General features: G+C 39.1%; 11 protein-coding genes. 9 read left to right on the top strand and 2 right to left on the bottom strand.

Features of this window, described 5'->3' with window-relative positions; genetic code table 11:
- Positions 1–60 precede the first annotated feature (60 nt).
- The 8 genes from AAEY68_RS15345 to AAEY68_RS15310 all read left to right on the top strand — a co-directional run bounded on the left by AAEY68_RS15345 (position 61) and on the right by AAEY68_RS15310 (position 15,876).
- The gene (locus tag AAEY68_RS15345) at positions 61–1,503 is read left to right on the top strand and encodes a sulfatase-like hydrolase/transferase (RefSeq protein WP_024594195.1); all 1,443 of its coding nucleotides are present in this window, start codon (positions 61–63) and stop codon (positions 1,501–1,503) included.
- Positions 1,504–1,528: 25 nt separating this feature from the next.
- On the top strand, positions 1,529–3,400 hold the full coding sequence (locus AAEY68_RS15340) for a CRTAC1 family protein (protein ID WP_024613064.1): 1,872 nt from the start codon (positions 1,529–1,531) through the stop codon (positions 3,398–3,400).
- Between the two features lie 107 nt (positions 3,401–3,507).
- On the top strand, positions 3,508–4,638 hold the full coding sequence (locus AAEY68_RS15335) for a Vgb family protein (protein ID WP_024594193.1): 1,131 nt from the start codon (positions 3,508–3,510) through the stop codon (positions 4,636–4,638).
- A gap of 580 nt (positions 4,639–5,218) precedes the next feature.
- On the top strand, positions 5,219–8,929 hold the full coding sequence (locus AAEY68_RS15330; protein ID WP_166377580.1) for a TonB-dependent receptor: 3,711 nt from the start codon (positions 5,219–5,221) through the stop codon (positions 8,927–8,929).
- Positions 8,930–8,991: 62 nt separating this feature from the next.
- Positions 8,992–10,788 carry an Ig-like domain-containing protein gene (locus AAEY68_RS15325; protein ID WP_024594192.1) on the top strand — a complete coding sequence of 599 codons (1,797 nt, stop codon included), beginning with the start codon at positions 8,992–8,994 and terminating at the stop codon, positions 10,786–10,788.
- Between the two features lie 112 nt (positions 10,789–10,900).
- A complete protein-coding gene (locus AAEY68_RS15320; RefSeq protein WP_024594191.1) occupies positions 10,901–12,544 on the top strand; it encodes a hypothetical protein in 1,644 nt (547 codons plus the stop codon).
- 386 nt (positions 12,545–12,930) lie between these two features.
- Positions 12,931–13,935: a family 16 glycosylhydrolase gene (locus AAEY68_RS15315; protein ID WP_231609347.1), complete on the top strand. Its 1,005-nt coding sequence runs from the start codon at positions 12,931–12,933 to the stop codon at positions 13,933–13,935.
- A 12-nt stretch (positions 13,936–13,947) separates the two neighbouring features.
- Positions 13,948–15,876 (top strand): CRTAC1 family protein, encoded by a 1,929-nt coding sequence (locus AAEY68_RS15310; RefSeq protein ID WP_350586284.1) that lies wholly within the window; start codon positions 13,948–13,950, stop codon positions 15,874–15,876.
- 79 nt (positions 15,877–15,955) lie between these two features.
- Here AAEY68_RS15310 and AAEY68_RS15305 read toward each other — a convergent pair whose 3' ends face one another.
- Both AAEY68_RS15305 and AAEY68_RS15300 read right to left on the bottom strand, forming a co-directional pair.
- Complete coding sequence (locus AAEY68_RS15305; RefSeq protein WP_166377577.1) at positions 15,956–18,496, bottom strand: TonB-dependent receptor; 2,541 nt, start codon at positions 18,494–18,496, stop codon at positions 15,956–15,958.
- Between the two features lie 344 nt (positions 18,497–18,840).
- Positions 18,841–20,976 (bottom strand): multiheme c-type cytochrome, encoded by a 2,136-nt coding sequence (locus AAEY68_RS15300; protein ID WP_350586282.1) that lies wholly within the window; start codon positions 20,974–20,976, stop codon positions 18,841–18,843.
- A 344-nt stretch (positions 20,977–21,320) separates the two neighbouring features.
- Between AAEY68_RS15300 and AAEY68_RS15295 the strand changes: the two genes are divergently transcribed.
- Positions 21,321–22,742 carry a sulfatase gene (locus AAEY68_RS15295; protein WP_024594144.1) on the top strand — a complete coding sequence of 474 codons (1,422 nt, stop codon included), beginning with the start codon at positions 21,321–21,323 and terminating at the stop codon, positions 22,740–22,742.
- Positions 22,743–22,748: the final 6 nt, after the last annotated feature.

The raw sequence follows: 22,748 nt of genomic DNA, 5'->3' as shown, positions 1-22,748 counted from the left end.
GCCCTTTGGTGGGCCTTAATTGGCCTGCTATTTTTTATTATCAAAATTGAGATTGGCACTATGAAAACACACACAAAATTATTGAGCGCTTTATCATCGCTTGCCTTATTAATTGGCTCTGCGGGCATACACGCAAGTGAACAAAAACCCAATATTATTCTTATTGTTGCAGATGACCTAGGTTATGCAGATGTTGGTTTTAATGGCTCTAAGGATATTATTACCCCAAATATTGATGATCTTGCTAAATCGGGTACTTCCTTTTCAGACGCTTACGTAGCGCACCCGTTTTGTGGCCCAAGCCGAGCGGCATTAATGACAGGTCGTTATCCTCATAAGATTGGCTCACAATTTAATTTACCGACACGCGGCTCAAACGTAGGCGTGCCTACTGACGCTAAGTTTATTAGTAAATTACTAAACGAAAATAACTATTTTACCGGTGCATTAGGTAAATGGCATATGGGCGATGCGCCGCAGTATCATCCAAATAAACGTGGTTTTGATGAATACTATGGATTTTTAGGCGGTGGGCATAATTATTTTCCTGACCAATATCAACTTCAGTATAAAAAGCAAAAGGCACAAGGCTTAAAAAATATTTTTGAGTACATTACTCCGCTTGAGCACAACGGCAAAGAAGTAAAAGAAACGCAGTACATTACTGATGCACTTTCGCGCGAAGCCGTTAATTTTGTAGGCAAAGCAGCGGACAAAAAAAATCCATTCTTTTTATATTTAGCTTACAACGCACCGCATGTGCCATTGCAAGCTAAAGATGAAGATATGGCGATGTTTCCTGATATAAAAAATAAAGACCGTAAAACATATGCAGGTATGGTTTACGCAGTTGACCGCGGCGTGGGTAAACTAGTAGAAACCCTGAAAAAAAATAATCAGTATGATAATACGCTTATCGTATTTATGAGCGATAACGGTGGCAAATTAAGTAAAGGCGCTAATAACTTCCCACTTAAAGCAGGTAAGGGCAGTACACAAGAAGGCGGTTTTAGAGTTCCTATGTTGTTTCATTGGCCTAAACATGTACCTGCGGGCAAGCGTTTTTCGCATCCTGTATCGGCACTTGACTTATACCCAACATTTGCAGCTTTAGCGGGCGCTAAAGTTGAAGAAAACCAACATTTAGATGGTACAAATATGTGGCCTGCATTTATTAAAAATGAAAACCCACATAAAGATGAGCCTATTTATGCACTTCGCCATCGTAAGGGTTACAGCGATGCTGCAATTCGTATGAACCAATGGAAAGCATTAAAAGTTAACCAGCAACCATGGCAGTTATTTAATATCGAAAACGATATTTCTGAAAAACACGATGTAAGTAAATCTAACAAAGCACTGTTAACCGACATGGTTCGCGAAATGGAAAAATGGAGCTGGGATAACCAACAGCCAAAATGGTTTCACGAAACGACTGAAGGTGCGAACTGGCGATTAGATGCCATGCCACGATTCGATAAAACGTTTAAAACAACTAAGTAAGTTTTATCAAATTCATGGAGACTTTATGAAAGTAAAAACAATTGTATGGCATGTTTCTTTGTTATGCATGGGCGCAAGCTTACTAGGTTGTCAACAAGCGAGTGCCCTAGCGGGTGCTCAGCTAACACCGGGTAAAACATTATTTACTGAGCAGCACCAAGCAATTAAATTAGAAAACAAAAATCGCCGTAAATGGGATAACGCATTAATAAGCGATTTAGACCACGACGGTTACCCAGATTTATTACTTACCGATCATGGTTATACCATTCGTTTGTATTGGAACAATAAAGGCGTTTACGACAAAGGGCGCGACCTTATTGTGGGTGATATGCACGGTATTGGCGTAGGCGATTACGACAAAGATGGCAAAATGGATATTTTGCTTTCACGTGGTGGTGGCTCTGGCGATAACGCGCGTAATGCTAAGTTATTTCACTTTAACAAAAGAGAAATTGTTGAAGGCGGTGAGTTTTCACCCAAACTGCCAACGTTGCGTGGGCGCACTAGTAAGTTTTTTGATGCCAATAACAACGGTCATTTAGATTTATTACTAATGGGATTCCCGCAGGCTAATAGCGGTAAACAAACCAGTAATTTTATTTATAAAAACGATGGTAGCGGCAATATAACCCACGCAGCTGATTTACCAAAAACTAATCGAGATGGTCAAAAAGTCCTTATTACCGACTTTAATAACGATAAAATTGACGATTTAGTGATTTACGGCGACGGTGCTTTACGTGTTTTAAAAGGCAATGGTGACTTTACCTTTAGTGACGTAACCGCCAATGTTTTACCTAATAAAATAATGGATGCGACGGGTGTTAGCGAAATCGATTTTGATAATGATGGTGACTTTGATTTATATATAAGTCGTGCTAACCCATTACAAGCAGGCGATACGTTTTTTGATGCTAAAAGCCACACATTTGGTTTTTACACCAAGCGTGGACCATTTAAATATGATGACTTACTTATTGGCGATACGCTTAATTTAGTTAACTACCAGTCACCTTATCCAAACCAAGATGTATTTGTAGGCGAAGGCACTTATAAATATAAATTTGAAGGTGAAAGGCACAGTGGTCAAAACGTCAATATTGTTAGCAGTAATGGCCTAGGCTGGGCCGATATCCAACCTAATAAAGGTTTGTATGTTGGTTATATAGGCAATGATAAATGGCGTATGGCGGGTAATACTTTTTCACCTACAACGGGTGTTGTAACCGGTGTTAAACATTATACGGTAAATAGAAAACCAATAGCTCCATCAGATTTGTTACTTAAAAATGAAAGTGGAAAATTTGTAGATGTGAGTGCTAAAGCTGGCATTAAAACAAATTTAAATACGACCGGCGTAAGTGTGGGAGATTTTAACAACAACGGCTACCAAGATTTGTTTGTTGTTAAACAAGGCAACTTGGTAACGCCTACATCGCAAATATTGTATTTAAATAATGGCGATAACACATTTAGCCAAGCGACTCATTCGGGATTAATAACAAACACCTTAGGTACCATTGGCTCAGGCGCAAATGTATTTGATTACAACTTAGACGGCCAGGTCGATATTATTATGAATAACGACAGAGGTCAGTGGCACTTATTTAGTAATCAAGCCAATAACAGTAATCACTATGCATTACTGCGTATAAGTAATTCACTTAAGCATAATGCAAGCCCAATTGGCGCTATAGCGACACTTAAAGGCTGTGGTAAAACCCTTACAAGGCGCGTGTCGCCTGATGCTGCACCTTATACACAATCATTTGATAATGTGGTTCATTTTGGTTTAGGCCAGTGCAACGAAATAGATAACGTAAGTGTGCGTTACAGCAATGGCGAAGTAATCAGTAAATCTAAGGTTGGGACAGATCAAGTAATCAATTTTTAATTACAACGTTTGATTACGACAAAGTTAACTATGAGAGGTAAAAAGCAAGGTTTGGTAACAAGCCTTGCTTTTTTTTCGCAAAAAATTAAGAGTAAAAGAGAGCAATAATGAATAAAAATAACATCACTCATCTTAAAAATAAATTAGCGGGTTTAGTGTGCTTATTTACTGTGTTTGGTTGCAGTACCCACACGGCTCAAAGCAATAATAAAAATATAAATAAAGGGGGAGAAAGTGCATCTTTAGCGTCTGTTAAAACGTCTAATACACTGCTTGAGAGTGCGAGTTTATTTGCATCACTCCCTGATTATTGCCCAACCCCAGACGCTTTTGCTGTCTCTCCTTCAGGAGAGCTTACTTTATCGTGTGTTAACTATGCCAATAAAGGGCTACAAGCGGGTGTGCTGGTTAATATTAATAATGATAAAACGTTTACTAAAATAGCCCAGTTGTCGGGGCCAAATAATAAAGGGAAGGGCCGTCCTATGGGCCTTGCCTATGCCCCCGATGGCTCGTTATTTATAGCCGATAACCAAGGTGCTGGCAAAGCTAGATTACTTAAACTCACCTTAAAAAATAACAAAGTCATCAATACTCAAATAGTAGCAAAAGGCATGAGTTCGCCAAATGGTGTGCGCTATCAAAATGGCTATATTTACGTAACTCAACTGCGTGTGCCAAGTAAAAATAAGACCGAGACTCTCAGCGGGATATATCGTTTTAAAGCTACAGATACCAATATATTAGTGACTAACAGTACAGATGATCCGCATTTATTGTTTTTGGCTAAAACAATTAATAAGCAACGTAAATTTGGACTTGATGGCTTAGTGTTTGACTCACAGGGTAACTTGTTTGTAACCAACCTAGGTGACGACTTAATTTATAAATTAACGTTTGATACAAACAACAACCTGCTTGGCCAAAGTACCTATGCAACACTTCCAAAAGGAAGTGGACCTGATGGCTTAACTATAGACCCTCAAGGTAATTTATACGCTGCAGGTTTTTTAACTAATCAAGTTATAAAAATTGATACAAACCAAAATGTAACCGTTATTGCATCGTACCCCGATAACAATTCAGAAAATGGTGAATTAGACCAACCCGCCGATATTATTTATTATAAAGGCTCTTTGCTTATGTCGAATTTTGACTTGCTTACAGGCCCAGGCATTATCAATACTGGGCATGGCAAACCTTATACGGTAAGTGAAATTAAGTTACATAATAAATAAGGTTTTAATTTAAGTTAAGCGCTTAAATTAGGTTCTTAAATTAAAATCGTGTGTATTGCCGTGTATGTATGAGCTTTAGGTTTATGGGTAATACATTTGGTTTACCACTTTCAAAACTGCTGATTGGCAGCTTTTGATAGCTGTAAATACTCTAATGAGCATAAATTAATATTATAAACCCTCGTAAATTTCTTTCTGAACAACTCAATTTTGATCATTTTCAACAACATTTTTTATTTATTAATGGGGCTTTTGGGTCTCTTTTTTTGTTTTGTATAAAAAATAAAAATATCTACGTTACTTTCACTTAAATATTAATGAATTTAAATTGTTTAAAAACAGCGGTTTAAATTGCTTCGTTTGAAAAAGAAACAAAAATGTAAAAACCAAAGTAAACAACTTGTAAATATAAACATCATATGTTTAACTTGATCGCAAGTTAAGCAAAGCTCTGAAACGAAATTAGGATACTAGGACGTTCATTCATTTTATCTGTGGCGCTTAACTAACAATAAAAATAGACAACATCATCACACACTGGCATTGAGAAAAACGATGCCGATAAACAGGAGAGCACACAATGCAGCATAACTTTAGGTTATCAGCAGTCTCTGCAGCTATTATTGCTTCGCTTATTTCATCATCTGCTTTTGCACAAGAAGATGAAGAAAAAGAGAAAATAAAACTACAAAAAGATATCGAAATAATTGAAGTCCAAGGAATCAAAAGTAGCTTACGAAAAGCGGTAAACGCAAAGCGCTTTTCCGACAACGTAAGTGACTCAATTCATGCTGAAGATGTAGGTAAATCAACAGATCAAAACATCGCTGATGCACTATCTAGAGTAACAGGGGTGAGTATTCAAGAAGAAGGCGGTGAAGGGACTCGTATATCAATTCGTGGTGCCGGACCTTCTTTAAATCAAATATCAATGAATGGTGTAGCACTTACCGGCGGGCTAAGTACCGATGGCTCTAGTGCGGGTGCTACTAACGATAACAGTGTTGATTTAAGCTCTTTTTCGTCAGATATATTGTCATCTATCGATGTAATTAAAACATCTTCTGCTGATAACGATGAAGGCTCACTCGGCGCAAGTGTTGTGCTTAGAACTGTAAAACCGCTAAATTTAAACAAACCACGTCGTTCTTTTACGGTTGAAGGGCGCTACAACGAGTTTTCTGATGAAAGTGACTCACGCATTAATTTTAGTTTTTCTGATAAATACTTCGACGACACCTTTGGCTTTATTATAACCGCCTCTAAAGATACCCAAAAAACACGACAAGATCGTATCAATACCGATTGGGCTAACGGCGCAATTCCTATTGTTGATTTAGATGATGCAACTGGCCGTACAGCACATGACACTGTTACAGGCAAAGCAATCAGGGTACTTGGCAATCAATGTGATGCTGATGGAAATAAGCTTTTTGGTGAAAATGGAGAAGCATTATTAAATCCACTGAGTTCACTTAATAATTACGACCCTGAAACGCAAATATTACATGAAGGTGATTTATTTGTTTTAGCGCGTGAGGTTATTGATTTTACATTAAATAATGACCAACGAGATCGCTTGTCAGTGTCTACAGGTTTTCAATACCAACCAACAGAGTCACTCGATATTCAGCTAGATGTAACTCATACAGAGCAAGATGTGTTAACCGACAGTCAACGACTGCGTTTAAACATGGGACCTGTAACACCTTTAATTTATGCCGGTGACGACAATACAGCACTAAACGGGGTTGATTTATCGACCAATACCTTGCAGCAATCAAGTAGCCGCTCTACAGGTGGTAACTTTGTTCGCTCCTACGGACTTAGAGAAATTGATACTAATGTAGCGTCACTCGATATTGATTATCAGGTTACCGATTCATTAAATATGAATGTAAGAGCTGGTTTTTCTAAAACGACAGATGAAACACCAGACGATGATGAAAAAGACCGTTACATCTCTATTAGTACAGCTACATGGGGCACGGCAGGTCGTCAAATAGTTGAATCAATGCCCGATGGTAGCCACGAAATGGTTGGCTACGACTGTGGCAGCAATGGAGAATGTAGTTACTCAACTGGCGTTACTCCAGGGGAATTTGATGCCTTTGATGGTACGTCTAATGCGGTATACAGCCGTTTTAATCCGTATGACATGGAGCACAATCACTTAGGTAGTTTAGTGCTTCGTAAAAACAAATTAGCGGATACAAACAAGTCGCTTTTTGTTGATTTTGACTATGCGCTTGATGGCGACTTTATTAGATCGCTTGAATTTGGAGTTAAGTGGTCAAATCGTAAAAAAGATGTCTCTATTCAAAATAGAGCAACCACAAATGGCAGTGATTTAATAGATTTAGAAGACCCTGATCAAGCGTTTGAAGTACGTGGGCTTGGTACAATTCGCTTAGCCGATATAGTAGCTGATAGTGCCTATCCTTACGATAATTTTGGTGAAGATATTCAATCAGATCGCTCTGCACAGTTTTTTAATGGCTGGCCGTTACTTGATGCCGAAAAAGCGCTTGAAATTGTTTCAGGTAAAGATGCAGGCGAAGTAGGTATACGCGAAACCATTACAGGCAGTCGTAATATTGAAACCGAAACAAAAGCCGCTTATTTTAAAGCAAACTTTGAGCTGATGGATGGCAAGCTAACAGGTAACTTAGGCCTTAGGTATGTAAAAGATGACACAACAGCAACAGGCGTAGGCGGTATTAACTATACGCGTTTTCCACAAATGGTTGATGCGTATAATTTGTTAGTTGAGCGTGGTTTAGCAAATACAAATTTAGATGCCTGCCCAGCAGCTGTTATGGGGGTATCTGACACGGGGCAGCCTGATCATCGTTACACACCAGCAAACGATGCTGAGCTACAAAATTGTTGGGCATGGCAAATCACTCATGCGTATAACCGCTCAAATCCAGCTACTTTCCCTGTTGATCCGCAAACGGGTCAATTTGTAATTCCCGGGGCTGATGGCAACACAGGATTGGGTGTAAATCAGCAAGTGTTTGTAGATGAAAATGGCAACATTATAGCTAACAATGCATTGCCTTCTTTAATTTACGACAGCAACGGAAATTTAGTTCCAACGTCAGCTAATGCATGGGCACACTTTGCAAGTAACGGACAAATTTGGCCATTTTTAGACAGAACAACTTCATTTACAGGAACACAAGGTAGCGGACGTGAAGTACAAGACCGCGTTGCATGGGTAACTAAAAAAGGCGGACATGACGCTTATTTACCTAGTTTAAACTTAAATTATGCAGTTAACGACGAAATGATTGCACGTTTTGCTGTTAGTAGAACAATGACGCGCCCTCGTTTTGATTCATTAAACCCACGTACACAAATTTTTGAGCAACAATGGGACTCTGCTAATGGCTCAGCAGGTAATGCAAATTTAAAACCGCTTAAATCAACCAATCTCGACTTGTCTTATGAGTGGTACTTTAGCGATTCAGGTTTACTTTCAGCTGCGTTCTTTTACAAAGATATGAAAGACTTTGAAGAAACGGTGGTTGTTCCGTATCACTACAAAGATGTTAGGACCGAATACGATTTACAAACAGCCGATTTATTACTTGATTACGATGAGAATAGAGCACCAGGTGGCGAAGAAGATTGTATGCCACTTAGGCAAGTCGCGGGCTTTTTTGACCAATGGCGCATTGAATGTGACGTTGTAAACGTAACCACAGTAACCAATGGTAAAGGCGCCGATATTAAAGGTGTTGAACTAGGTTACAACCAAAATTATGACTTTTTACCAAGTTATTGGGGTGGCTTAGGTTTAAACATGAACTATACCTACCAAGATTCAGAATCTGATCGTCAGCAGGTAGGTAATACCGATATATTTTTAAAACCACTACCACAACCTTTCACTCCAAAGCATTCCCTAAATACAACACTGTATTGGGAACAAAAAGGGATTCAATTACGTTTAGCGAGTCGCTACACCGGGGATCAATTAGTTAACCGAGGTTTAGTTGGCGGCGCTACATGGCAAGAGGCAACCCATCGTTTGGACTTTAGCTCAAGTTATAAAATTAATAAAAACTTTAGCTTAACTTTTCAGGCACTTAACTTAACTGATGAAACTAACCGAATTTATTACACCAGTTCATTTAGTCGTAATGCGTTTGAAGCTAACTCGCAAGAGGTTGTGCTTGATGAAGGTAATGCAATTGAAGATGGCAGTGTAACTACTTCGCGTACAGCATCAGTTTGGAAAACAGGTCGTCAGTTCCGTGTTGGTCTTCGCGGTACCTTTTAATTGAGAAACTATTAGCAGCGGGCCACGTTAGGCGCGCTGCCTTACAAAATTTGGAGAGTAAGATGAAACATAACTTACTAATAAAAACAGCAATTAGCAGTGTTATATTTTCAGTATTAACAGGGTGCGGCGGAACGGATGAAGGTTATGATCCGCAGTTTAAATCTGATTTAGCACTTGTAATCGATACCGCAGTGATCACGAGCACATTAATTGAAGAGTCCGGAGTTCAAGAAATTGATTTACTGCAAGGCGTAACAATCGACGGTAAACCAGCCTCTGAGTCAGGTGCAACCATAAACGTAAGTGAGTTAGAGTTTGTGGTTAATAATAATTTCACTACCCCACAAACAAGTGCTAATACTATTGCATCACACCGAATTTCACCTTTCACGCAATCAAGTGATAGCACTAAATTAGTTGTAAATACCGATGCGTTTTCGGCGGCATTAAGACAATGCGACCAAACCGATATAAGAGGCGCTTTAGATGGCGATGGTAACCCTATTGCTGATGGTAACTTAGACTTTCCGAGCCAAGTTATTTATAACATTACATATTCTATCAATAATGGTGCAGCTATTGCTGCGGGCGGCGCACTGCCTACACGTACATTACAATTAACTGTCAATGCGATTGATGATGTTGTAACTGAGGTAAATGTATCGCCGATTGAAATCCCTGCTGGTGGTCAAGCAAGTGTATTCGCATCAGCGATACCAAGTTACGCGTGTAACCCCGCACTTATTTATTCAATTGCAGATGAAGATATTGCAACCATTGATGAAAATGGCCTTATTAGCGCTAAAAATACCGGTGAAACGACTATTACAGCCACAAGTGTTGATAACCCCGAAGCTTCAGCAAGCGCCACACTTACAGTGACAGGTGCTTTTAGTCTTGCAATAACAAACGACGATAAAAACGAGTTAGGCGCTTCTTCAGGTAACAAGGACGTTCCAATCTGTGTGGCCAGTGGTGTAGAAGTACAGCCGGCTTTACTAAACGCAGAGTTAAGCGGCGAATATACTTTTGATTGGACACTTAACGATGAAGTTTCATTTACGAAAAGCTTAACCGCAAAAAGCGGCTTTGGAGAAGTACTTGCCGTTAAAGCACCTACAACAATAGACAGCCCAAATACGGTAACGGTTGAGCTTATTGATGGCGATACAGCAAGTACACCTTTATCACTTATTTCGCAAAAAAGTATTACGGTTAATACCGTTAATAACCAAATGTGTGAGCCGGGTGTGTCTGAACACGAAGCAGGCTTTAACACCGACTTTAACCTCAATGGTGAAGGCGCACCTTATAAAGGCAATGCCACTTATAGCGTATCGGCAACCTCTGTGTCGGGTAATGGTCGATCGCTTGAAATTACAGCGGGTACTGCTACTCAAGGTGAAGCGAATACACCGTACTCTTTTGCAACTCAGCAAGTTTGGAATAAACAACGCAACTGGTATAGCGCCAACTATGGGCGTGGTGCTGAGTCTGTTGGTAAAACATACCGTTATGCCGTGTGGGTTAAGTTAAATCAAGTGCCTGTTGAACCCGTTACGTTACGCCATGTGGTTGTACCGTGGGTTTATGACGGCATACCTGAGGATGCAAATGGATTTACAGGTCGTTACTCAGAAGCCGGCTTATTTAGCGCAGCACTCGCAGCTACTACGCAGTGGCAATACATCGAGTTTGTAGAGGATTCAACTAATCAACGGGACTGGGCTATTCCAGCTACATGGAGCTCAATTACCGATGTGTTTACCCTTTGGGAAGTGTATGGACTGCCAACGGGTGATTCAATCTTGATTGACGATTACGCAGTTACACGTACCGATATTATAAGTGAATAACAGCTTGACCAAATATTAGTTATTGCTGTTATTACTATTTATTCAGTAATGGCTATTTTAGCAACGATGTGCCGATTGAGGCACATAACTCACACGTTAAATAGGATTACCTATGAAATTCACACACACACAAAAGAAGAAAGTTACGTTTTGCACTCTTTTACTAAGTGCATCAATTAGTTCAGCTTACGCAGACTCAATTGGTAATAAAGCAGGGTATTTTACAAATACTATTACTAATACCGTAGAAGCGACAATCACTAATACGGGACAATGTGGTACTAGCAATAGTGCATCTACTCCAGGTCAATGTACTAATAAAATTATAAATGCACTCAATGCTGCATCAGCGGTTAGTGGTGTAGTAGTTATTAAAAAAGGTACTTATACTTTAAATCGCATTGTTATGCCCTCTAATGTTCGCCTTGAAATAGAACCCGATACTATTTTAAAAATGAATCAAAATATTTTGTTTGATTTTGGTAAAAGTGGCGGCAATGGAGCAAAAGCAGAAAATATTGAAATAACCACAACGGGTGCAAAAACAAATGCGACCCGAAATGACCGTTTTATTATTGATGTAAATACTAATACTATTTTTCAGGATAAACGGATGGTGAGAGTTGGTTATGCCGAAAATTTCTCTATTTCTCGTCTACATCAAAAAGATAACTTCTCGCAAACACCCAATATATTTTTAGTCGCAGATGATAATGGCCAACCAGGTGTTAAAACTGACGCTGGTGGTACTAATATAAATCGCAATGTTGTATTTAACTCAAGTTATGCTCGCATACCTAAAAAAGGTTATTTAGCTGACATCAGTGGAGAAAAAATAGCAACAGGGTATGCCGTTATTCAACCTTTTAGTGGCGAAGATTTATACTTTAAAAATATAAGCGGTGAGCGTGGTATTACAGTGCGCATAGAGCCTGGCAGTGGTTTAGTAACAGATCGCTTAAACCGAGCTGGTCCACGTATCGGTGCATACAGAAACATTATATTAGAAGATATTAGTAATACAGGTGGGTTTGCAGCCATATTTTTAAAACCGCATACAAAAATAAACGAAAACATAGAAATTAAAGGCACAACTGAAGGTAAAAATAGCACTTTTGTTATTTGGGCTGACTCAGGCAGTGCGCCGGTATGGGCTGATACGGACGACATAGGTTTTACGCGTGGATATTTTACTGACACTAAAATAGGCGGCACGGTAAAGCACATTGTTAGTAATAAAAACTTTAAGTCAGATATCACTAAAGCTGGTAGTTACTTTTTACCGCGAGAGGGTATTCGTGATACTGCATCAAATGGCTCTAACGGTAATTTTCAGTTGTTTAAATTGCCTCGCGATGGTTCAGGCGCTCGTTGGTTAGGTCAACCCATAGCACCAATTGCAGTAGTGTCTTCATATTCTCAAAGTGATGTAGGGAATGACTTAGTTAAGCGTTACGACAACCCTTTACTTACTGTTGATGGTGATATTGAAGCCCCAGCTCAAGCATCTGGACAAGATTTAGATGAAGGTAGCAATAACACACTAAGAAAGCGTTATAGAAAGTTTGGCGGTCGATACAACATTAAAATTAATGCTGCTATACAAGCTGACGCTACACTTGATTATTCATTATTAGGACTTAATGCAGGTGATATTACGCGTAATCGATCGACTATTTATCGCGAAAATGCCATTGATGGAACTAATCAAAATGGTGGCAGTATTAAAAGCGCCACCGATTTTATTACCAAATAACTGCGCCGTTTAATTTTAATCCCATAGTTAGTTTAGCTATGGGATTTTTGTTTTGAACTCGTAATTAGGGCGTGTTGATCTTTGGTGGGTGAATTTGCAGCAGACTGTTTGGTTTTTAGGCAAGGCAGAGTCTATGCAGTGTGGTTATTCCCCATAAATAGGCGATAACGCAGCATAAAGACCAAACATGCGCTGCCCTTTGGGTTCTTTCTAGGGACGATTAACTCTTTGTTGCTCGGTTTTTACTTAGCCCACTAGGTTACAAACCTCGCGCCGCGATTTAATCGCCCCTAGATTGAACAAATTTCAATCCACAAAGATCAACATGCCCTAAATATTCCCTAACATTAATTTTAAAATCTGATTTATAGGATGCAAAATTTTATATGAATACTTTACACATTAAAAAGCCAGCAATAAGTGTAATTGCTCTTAGTATGTTGATGTTTTTTGGTAGTAAGAGCGCTTCGGCTAATGAGTTACTACTGCCACTAACGGATCCCCAAAATGAAGGCGAGTGGGTTTTAAACACTCAAGTAAGTGATGAATTTGAAGCCAGCAGTATCGATGAAGAACGTTGGTACATTGTGGGTAAAATAGAAAACGGTAAACCTATTTATAAGCATCCAGATAATCCAAATAAAAAAGTATGGAAAGGCCGCGCACCTTCGCAATTTTCGGGTAATAACTACCGACTAGAAAATGGCAAACTAAAGCTAGAAACACGGTGGGAACCCGACTTTCCTTTTGAAGAAAAAATACATAAACCCGTGTTTGGCGATGCACTTAAATACGAAAACCTGACAACGGCATGCTTTATTGGCAGAAAGTCTTTTCAGTACGGATACATAGAAATTAAAAGCAAAGCCGCTGATGCGCAAGTGAGCAGTGCATTTTGGTCGATGGGCGAAAAGTTAGAAGTTGATTTTTTTGAATTATTTGGCGATTCGCTCGACCCTAAAAAAGATCACATAGACAGTGAATTATGGTGGTCAATCCGCGATTGGAATAAAAAGGTAATGGGCAAGCCCACTTACACAGAACGAAAAGACTTAGGTTTTAGAGTAGCCGATGACTTTCATGTGTATGGAATTGATTGGAGCGCCCAAGGAATTAAATACTATGTTGACGGTAAATTATTTAGCGAAGTATCTGCAGAACAAGCTGATGCCTGGGCAAAAGAGCATCGCGGGGTTGATAAAGGTTACGTAGCCACTAAGCCACTGTTTTTATGGCTTGATCAGGAGACTTTTCCTTGGCATGGCGTACCAAAAAGTAAAGAAGAGCTTGAACGTAATAGCCCTGAGGGCAAAAAAGATGATGGTGTGGTCGACTTTGAAATTGAATACATCCGTGTGTGGCAACAAAAACCATTACAGTCAGTTAAGTAAGGAGTGGGTTAAATGAAAAAAAATAGTAAGCCAGCAAACACGTTATTTTGTTTATCACTGATCGCTACAAGTGTTCTGCTTTATGGATGTAACACCACTCAAAGGGCAAGCAATGAAACGCTAAGCGACAACAGCAGTAATAAATTAATGTTTAGCGAATCGCACAATATCATACCTTTTGAGCCACTATCGCGTCGTAAATGGGACAGTGCGTTGATTGCAGACTTTGATAAAGACGGCTATCAAGATGTATTAATTACTGAGCATACCCACGCAGTAAAAATTTTTTGGAATAACAAAAACAATACCTTTTCAGCACCACAGATAATTATTAAAGGCGACACACACGGCGTGGCTGTTGCTGACTATGACTTAGATGGTCGTATGGATTTAATAATAGCCCAAGGCGGTGGTGGAGGCCTAAAACCGCGTTTACCTGTATCGTTTCAAATAAATCATGACCGTACTGTTGAAGGTGGAGAAACATTTGATGATTTTGAACGTACACGCGGACGTGCGGTTAAATTAATTGATGGTAATAACAGTGGCACTTTAGATTTAATGCTCTCTGCTTTTCCACTTAAAAAGCAAAAAAAGGGAGCTAATCATATATATAAAAACGAAGGGCATAATCAATTTAAGTTTGTCGATTACTTACCTACTGCAAAATGGCTTGGATATAAAGCCTTAGTTAGTGATTTTGATAATGACGGGCACAATGATTTATTTTTTTACGGTGGAGATGACATTGTTGCAGCGCAGAGTAAATCTGATTTAGGTTATAAAAATAAAAGTAAGGCTGTACTAGGAAATAATCGCAATATTAGCCATGTAAGCAGCATGACCGAAATCGACTTTGATAATGACGGTGACTTTGATTTATTTTTAACCCGCGCTAAACACCAATTTGAACAACACACTTTTTATGACGCTCAATCTCAAAATTTTGCTTTTTTTACTCGTAACGAAGCATTTAAATTTGAAGATTTTAAAATCGAAGGCAATTTTGAAATAGAAAACCTCCAAATGGCTTACCCCCATTTTAATGTGTTTATTGGCAAAAATAGTGCGCCTTTAACACTCGAAGGGCATGGCGGTAGTGAACGTACGGTACAGGTAACAAAAGAGCAAGCTGCTGGCTGGCCTAAAAAACTACATAAAAAAGGTTTATACATAGGTTACTTAGGTAACGATACTTGGCGCGTAGCGGGGGATACTAAATCGCCTACAGCGGGTGTTATTAAAAGAGTGACTAATTCACCCAAAGTAAAAGGGCTTGAGCCATTACCAGCGGTATTATTAGAAAACCAGCAAGGTAAATTTGTTGATGCAACAGCCAAACTCAATATTAATCTTAGCGAACCCACAACCAGTGCTGTAGCCGGGGATTTTAACAACGATGGTTGGAGTGACTTATTTGTATTACGTTATGGCAATCCGGCAAAAGCTAACGAGCAGCTACTGTATTTAAATCAGCAAGGTAAAGGTTTTGAGACTTTACAAGACCATGGTGTTATTTCAACTGAGCTTGGAGCAACAGGGGGTAGCGCACAGGCCTTTGATTACGATAATGACGGCGACCTTGACTTAATTTATTCAAACGAGCGCGGCCGTTGGCATTTATTTACCAACAACACAGCTTTAAACGCGCAGCATAATTTTTTAGTCACTAATATTGGTTACTCACCTAACGCTGGTGTGTCGGCATTGGGAGCTACTGCGACTATAAAAGCGTGTGGGCAAACTTATAAACGCGTTGTAGGCGCAACAGGTGCTGGCTTTTCACAAAGCGAAAACAGCAAGCTACACGTTGGTTTAGGTACGTGTACAGAGATAAATAATGTATCGGTTCGTTGGAGTAATAATGAACATGTAGATATTAGCAATGCGGTAATAAATGATGCTAACGGGCAGTTAGTTGGTAGAAAAGAGCCATTGTAAGTAATTTAAATAATAAAATGCAGATAGAAAAATAGCGCTTAATTAGCGCTATTTTTTTATATTCAGTTTTCGTTATGTATTAAAAGCTATATTGAACGCTTGCCCCCACATAACGACTCCAGTCACGAGGGTAGAATGCTTCCCCAAAACCTTCAGAGTTTATACGTTGGCGAGTAGTGTACGACTTATCAAATAAGTTTTTAATGAATACACTAAACTGTAAGTTATCTTTGCTTACGCTTAAGTAACCATCCCAAATGCTTGACGATGGGTTAGCTGATTCGCCAAAGGCAAGTTCGTTAATTGATTGTGTATGGCTGCCATTATAACGCCAAACTGCACGTGTATTAGCATTCCAGCCTGTATCAGCAATTTGTGTATTATATGAAATAGTACTTAAAAATTGTTGCTCAGCATTATTAGGGAAAGATAAACCCGTTTGATCAAAGCTCTGACGGCCTGTTGAATCAGTTGTACAACGAGAAGCAAGTAAACCACCATCACCAGCAGGACAGTTTATAGGTGTATCAGCAAAGTCCTCGTAGCGAGCATCAAAATAAGCGTAGTTAAACGACCACTTTAATTTATCTGATATTTTAACCACTACATCGGCTTCAATACCGGTTGAACGTGCTTGTGCTGCGTTTACATAGCCTGCAAAAATAATGTTATTTTCTTCATCTATTACACGGCTGGCACGTACTTGATAATCGTCAACTCTCATATCAAAGTACGTAAAGTTAAACAGTAAATCGTTATCAAAATAAGCTGAACGCAGACCTACTTCAAAGTTTGAAGAGTTTTCAGGATCGGTAGGGAAGTTGTCTGCATCGGCAGGATCGGTATTTGTTGTTACAAAGTAAGATGCCCCTTTATAGCCGGTAGAATAATTCACATAACCGCGAATATCATCAGTAAAGTCATAACCTACAACCGCTTTGTATATAAATGCGGTGTCTGAGTTATCAAATTTAGTTGGCGCGTCTTGGCGTAAAATAAGCGATGGATCTGTTTGAGCAAGTTCTAATACTTCATTGAATGTTTCCATTCCAACACCTGTAGAAGGTGTTGCCAAATCTGTACGTGCAAAGGTTGCATCACTTTTTTCGTGTAATAATCTAAAACCAAAAGTAGCATCTAATTGCTCAGTTATTTGGTATTCAAGTTGTCCAAAAATAGCGACGTTTTCAAAACCAGTTGTAAAATCACCACTATTTAGTAAGCGAGAAGGTGTTAGTAATGAGCGGTCGTCATCGCCAGTAGTTGCATAGTTAGCTAAAAAAGCATCGGTAGATTGCTTTGAATAACACCCTGTTAATTCGCCGCCTTCAATAAAGCCACGGTTACCTGCAATACAACCGTCACGTATTTCAGAGCGCTGACCGTCGGTATCATGGTAAAAAAGACCTAATACCCAATCAAATTTTTCATTATTAAATGACGAAATACGAAACTCTTGTTGAAGAACATCAACCGATTCGTTACCACCAAAAGCGGTTCGCTCTACAGGAAAATTAATAGTAAAAAATGCTGAACTGTTATATAAATCAAAATCTCTGTAGCTACCATTATAGCTAAGTGTAATTTCATCATTTAGGTAGTAATCAGCCGATATTGAAAAGCCAAAATTTTCTGTTCTACCAAAGTTACCTTCTGCATTACGTGATGTAACCGGGCCGCCGGCTTCTTCAAAAGTAGACTCAGGATTTACACGGTTATAGGTTGTGCCTTCAATAGTGCCATCGTCTTTTACATTAACGATTGGACGAGGGCCAAAATCTGGGTTTATTCCACCTAAACGAGTAAGAGAACAACAATTTGTGTCTGTCTCTGAATATTCTAAGCGAAATAGTACGTTTAGCTCTTCACCGTTGTCGTACAAAAGTTGGCCGCGACCAGCTTTCGTTGTTTTTGCGCCAATAGTGTAATCTTCTTCACCAGGCATGGTGTTTTTTATCCAACCATCAATATCACTGTATTGTGCGTTAAATCGAGCTGCCCAGTTTTCGTTAAGTGGTACATTTACGGTGCCGCTAAAATCAGTGCCATCAAACTCAGTAACTTGTGCTCTAACCGTGCCTGAAACTCGGTCATCTAGTTGCGGCTTTTTAGTTACATAATGCAATAGGCCTGTTGATGTGTTTTGGCCAAATAAAGTCCCTTGTGGGCCGCGCATTGCTTCTACACGCTGTACATCTGAAATAGGTAAGTTAAGCATTGATTGGCGAGGTAATACTTCACCATCTATAACGACTAGGTTTGAAGACTGTAAGCCAATTGAATTTGTAAAAGTGCCTATACCACGTGTTTTTAATGTTGTAGTTCGTATTTCACTGCTGTCATCAATGCCAAAACCAGGTAAGTAGGTGACTAGATCAAACCCATTATCTATACCAATTTCTTGAATTAAATCACCGCTTAGCACTTCGATTGAAGAGGGAACTTCTTTTAATGCTTGATCGCGTTTTTGTGCGCTCACTAAAATAACTTCAAAATCGTCTGAATTGCTTTTAGCTTGTTTTGCGGTTGTTTCTTCTTGTGCATATGCAGTGTGTGTGAAAGCTGATAAAGAACAACATGCAAGTAATATTGCTGTATGCAATTTACTGTGTTTAAGCATTTTAACCACTCCGTTTCTTCATAATTACTGTGTGTGCAGATAATGCAACGGCAGTATCTGTTATTTAGAATCAGGCTAATTAAACAGCGACTCTTAATTGCGATAAAGCTATAAGCAATCAAGAAGTGTAAATAATCACGAATGATTCATTCTAACAATTTAAACATATGATGTTTGCAAGTGCAATATGTTGATTACTTGTTTATTAAATGTTGCTTGTGATATTGAGGTTATAACCTTGTATTACCGTTTAAGTAACACAAGATTATTAAGTTAAGTGTTTGAATTTTAATCTCTAATCTAAATTACAAATTTAGAATGAAAAATAATTCAATTTTTAAAAATTATTTTAAACGAGCAAAAAAGTGGTAATCCTCAGCATTTTTAAGCTTTTGAGCAAAGCTCATTCCTAAATTTTTAAGCTGCGGCGCATTATTATAAGCACCAATTTTGAGTTTTAATTCACTCACGGCTTGCGCTGTTGAGCCAATGCTATCTAGTGCTAAAAAGTATAAATAAGCGTATTGCACGTTATTATTCTCAAGTGCCATTGCGTGTTTAAACGAGTCAACCGCAGCGGGTTTGTTACCGCTTCTAATAAGCGCCATACCGTTTGCATAGTGCAGCGACGCAGACGTAGGTACGGCCTTTAAACCACTGTTTAACGTGCTTTGCATTTTCGCTGTTTGACCAAGGCGATAATAAATATCGGCTAAATTTACATAACTTGCATCAAAGTAAGGGTCAACGCTAATGCCTTTTTGTAACGACTTTATAGCACCGTTTATGTCTTGTTTATTAAGCGCGAGCATACTTTGATTGATGTTGCCTTCACCGCGCCATGTATTGACGGTATTGGCGTGTGCAAGCTCTATAATTGATTGATTAAGCCCGTTTAACTGCGCTGTTGTTTGGCTTAGGTTTTGCGCTGCAGCAACACGCACCGACTTTAATTTGTCGGTTAATAGTTGTTTGTAGCTTTTTAAGCGCTCTGCTTCGGGGAGTAAAAAGCCTACTTTAGCAATCGCTAAGCGAATAAGCGGGAGCGGCGAATTAACCCAACTTTTTACTGTGGCATCGTTTAGCTCAGCGCCCGAATTACCTAAATAGGCAATTGCACTGGCGCGGTCTATTTCATTTAACGAAAAGTCATTAATTAAGCTCATATGTGCATTTTGCGATATCGCTTTTAATGAGCGCAGTTCAAGCATACTGTGCTCGCTTGCACTCAAAGCCGGTGCTTTACCATGCCATTTTTCAAGCGTGCTTGCTGCCCATTCGTTGGTTTGACCGTCGTGGCATTGCACACACGCATTAGGTGTATCGTATTTTATTGATGTGTCAGGGCGCGGAATTTTAAAGCTGTGGTCGCGCCTGTCATCAACGCCCATGTATCTGTTGGTTGGCATGTGGCAGCTAACACATTGTGCACCGGTTGATTGTTCTTTATGACGATGATGCTCGGGTTTGTTGTATTCGCTGGCACTGTGGCACTGTAAGCACAGCCCATTCGTTTTTGTTTTAACTTTCATGGTGTGTTTATCGTGGCAGTCAACACAGTTAACCCCGGCTTTGTACATTTTACTTTGTGCAAAAGAGCCAAACACATACACTTCTTCTTTAATTTGGCCATCGGCGTGATACAAATTCGGTTCTAAAAATGAAGGGCTAAATTGGTCTAAAAACGCTTGGCTATTGTCAAAACCATCCGTTAGTGGGCTACGCAATGAGTGGCACGCATAACAACCTTGCATAAAGCTGTTATCGCGCGGCTCACCTTGCCAAGTAGCAATTTTATTATCGCCAATTATTTTCCACTGCGACATATTGGTGGGGCTTGTTTGAGCCGGTTTAGTCACTTTTTTAGTTTTGTGTTCGTTAGTAATCTCACTGTGGCACGATTTACAGCCCACATTTATATTCGAAAAGTGCGTATTAAAGCGCTCCTTTTCACTATTGAAATTACGCTTTAAATTATCTGAATGGCAATCGGCGCACATGCCGTTCCAGTTTTGTAGAGGTTGCAGCCAATGGAGACGGTCGTTAGGTTTTACATCCTCGTTAGCGTAGTTAGCATACCAACGCTTTCCGCCTAGTGATTTAGCGCGACTATCCCATGCAAAAGGAAATACTTGGTATTTGCCTTTTTCAACTTCAATTAAATACTGCTGCAATGGGTCAAAGCCAAATACATAACTTACGGTGTACGTTTTTTTAGTGCCTTGCTCGGTCAAATCAATTAAAAAGGACTCTTTTTCTTTATAAAATACGGCTTTTTGAGAAAAGTGGGTCGCGGTTATATTATTAAAATCACCAAGCACGGTATCTTTATTGGCTAAAGCCATTGAGTTTGCATGGTCTGACTGTTTCCAATCATGGGTTTGTTGTTGATGACAAGACTGGCATTCCTCGTTTGCAATCGCTGAAAAACAGCTGCATAAAAAAAGAACAACAAAAAGGCTGTTTTTTATATTTATCATTTTAGAATCCACCTTTAATAGCACACCAATGCATACTTAAAACTAAATAACAGGCCGCAGCTAAGTACTCAATAAATGAGCTTTGCCTTTAAGCTGACGCTGTTATTAGGCTTAAGTAATAGTGAGAAATTGAAAAATTAATTTCAAAATATCATACATCATATGTTTGCAATATTGTTATGTTTTGTTTAGTGTAGCGATATTGTGATTTATAAACGCATTATTTACAACTCAACCATTAAATTAACTAGCCGTAATAGTCTAATATAACCAATATGTTAGCTATGGTGTAATTAATATTTTTTAGCTATGTGCTTAACTATTATATTAAATAGGAAACTGTGATGAATAAGCTACTTGTTCTTCTTTCTGTATGTTTAGGCTTTTGCGTTAGTGCTAATGCAATGGCAAAAGCACAAACAGAAAAACCTAATATTGTTTTAATTTTTGCTGATGACGCAGGTTTTGGTGATTTTGGCTTTCAAGGTAGTACGCAGCTTAAAACACCTAATTTAGATAAACTTGCCCAAAGCGGTGTTCGTTTTACTCAAGGTTACGTAAGTGATTCTACTTGTGGTCCTTCACGCGCAGGTTTAATGACGGGTAAGTACCAGCAACGTTTTGGTTACGAAGAAATTAACGTACCTGGTTTTATGAGCGATAACTCAGCACTTAAAGGTGCAGATATGGGCTTGCCATTAGATCAAAAAACAATGGGCGATTATCTTAAAGAGCAGGGTTATAAAACAGCGGTATTTGGTAAGTGGCATTTAGGTGACGCCGACAGGTTTCATCCTTTAAAACGTGGTTTTGATACCTTTTTAGGGTTTAGAGGTGGCGACAGAAGCTACTTTAACTATTCAGAACAAGAAATGAAAAATGGAAACAAACATTTTTTCGATAAAAAATTAGAGCGTGACTTTGGTAATTACGAAGAGCCAAAAGAGTACTTAACCGATGAGTTAGGTAAAGAAGCCGCTAAGTACATTGAACAAAACAAAGATGAACCCTTTTTTATCTATCTAGCTTTTAACGCAGTACATACTCCGCTTGAATCAGATCCTAAAGATTTAGCTAAGTTTCCAAACTTAACGGGCAAACGTAAAGAGCTTGCTGCAATGACCCTAGGGTTAGACAGAGCCAGTGGTTATGTACTTGATAAACTTAAAGAGCTAGGCTTAGATGATAATACTATTGTGGTTTTTTCAAACGACAACGGTGGCCCATCTGACAAAAACGCCTCAAATAATGCACCACTTGCAGGGACTAAATCAAACCAGTTAGAAGGGGGCATTCGTGTACCATTCTTAATTAGTTGGCCAAAACATATTAAACCAGGTTCGACTTACGACTACCCAGTAAGCACACTAGATCTACTGCCTACTTTTTACAGTGCCGCACAAGGTAAGGCGTTAGGTAATGATATTGATGGCGTTGATTTACTCCCTTATATTCAAGGTAAAAACACAGCACGCCCACATAAAGTGATGTACTGGAAAAAAGAAAACAGAGCTGTAATACGCGATAACGATTGGAAACTTATTCGTTACCCAGACCGCCCAGCAGAGCTATACGACCTAAGCACAGACATTAGTGAACAAACAGATTTAGCAGCAAAAAATCCTGAACGTGTTAAAACTATGTTTAAATCATTGTTTGAATGGGAATTAACGTTAGAGCGTCCGCGCTGGTTATTAAAAAGAAAATACGAAAAATACGATATAGACCGCATGGATAAATACCGTTTACCAGCAACTCAACCTTAATAACGC

Source organism: Pseudoalteromonas sp. RB2-MNA-CIBAN-0110, assembly GCF_040309305.1.
In the GTDB taxonomy this organism is placed as follows: domain Bacteria; phylum Pseudomonadota; class Gammaproteobacteria; order Enterobacterales; family Alteromonadaceae; genus Pseudoalteromonas; species Pseudoalteromonas arctica.
This window is presented reverse-complemented; position numbering and strand designations above follow the sequence as displayed.

Excerpts from the sequence above, each read along its gene's own strand:
- AAEY68_RS15345 (WP_024594195.1), top strand. The coding sequence starts at position 61 with ATGAAAACACACACAAAATTATTGAGCGCTTTATCATCGCTTGCCTTA.
- AAEY68_RS15340 (WP_024613064.1), top strand. The coding sequence starts at position 1,529 with ATGAAAGTAAAAACAATTGTATGGCATGTTTCTTTGTTATGCATGGGC.
- AAEY68_RS15335 (WP_024594193.1), top strand. The coding sequence starts at position 3,508 with ATGAATAAAAATAACATCACTCATCTTAAAAATAAATTAGCGGGTTTA.
- AAEY68_RS15330 (WP_166377580.1), top strand. The coding sequence starts at position 5,219 with ATGCAGCATAACTTTAGGTTATCAGCAGTCTCTGCAGCTATTATTGCT.
- AAEY68_RS15325 (WP_024594192.1), top strand. The coding sequence starts at position 8,992 with ATGAAACATAACTTACTAATAAAAACAGCAATTAGCAGTGTTATATTT.
- AAEY68_RS15320 (WP_024594191.1), top strand. The coding sequence starts at position 10,901 with ATGAAATTCACACACACACAAAAGAAGAAAGTTACGTTTTGCACTCTT.
- AAEY68_RS15315 (WP_231609347.1), top strand. The coding sequence starts at position 12,931 with ATGAATACTTTACACATTAAAAAGCCAGCAATAAGTGTAATTGCTCTT.
- AAEY68_RS15310 (WP_350586284.1), top strand. The coding sequence starts at position 13,948 with ATGAAAAAAAATAGTAAGCCAGCAAACACGTTATTTTGTTTATCACTG.
- AAEY68_RS15305 (WP_166377577.1), bottom strand. The coding sequence starts at position 18,496 with ATGCTTAAACACAGTAAATTGCATACAGCAATATTACTTGCATGTTGT.
- AAEY68_RS15300 (WP_350586282.1), bottom strand. The coding sequence starts at position 20,976 with ATGATAAATATAAAAAACAGCCTTTTTGTTGTTCTTTTTTTATGCAGC.
- AAEY68_RS15295 (WP_024594144.1), top strand. The coding sequence starts at position 21,321 with ATGAATAAGCTACTTGTTCTTCTTTCTGTATGTTTAGGCTTTTGCGTT.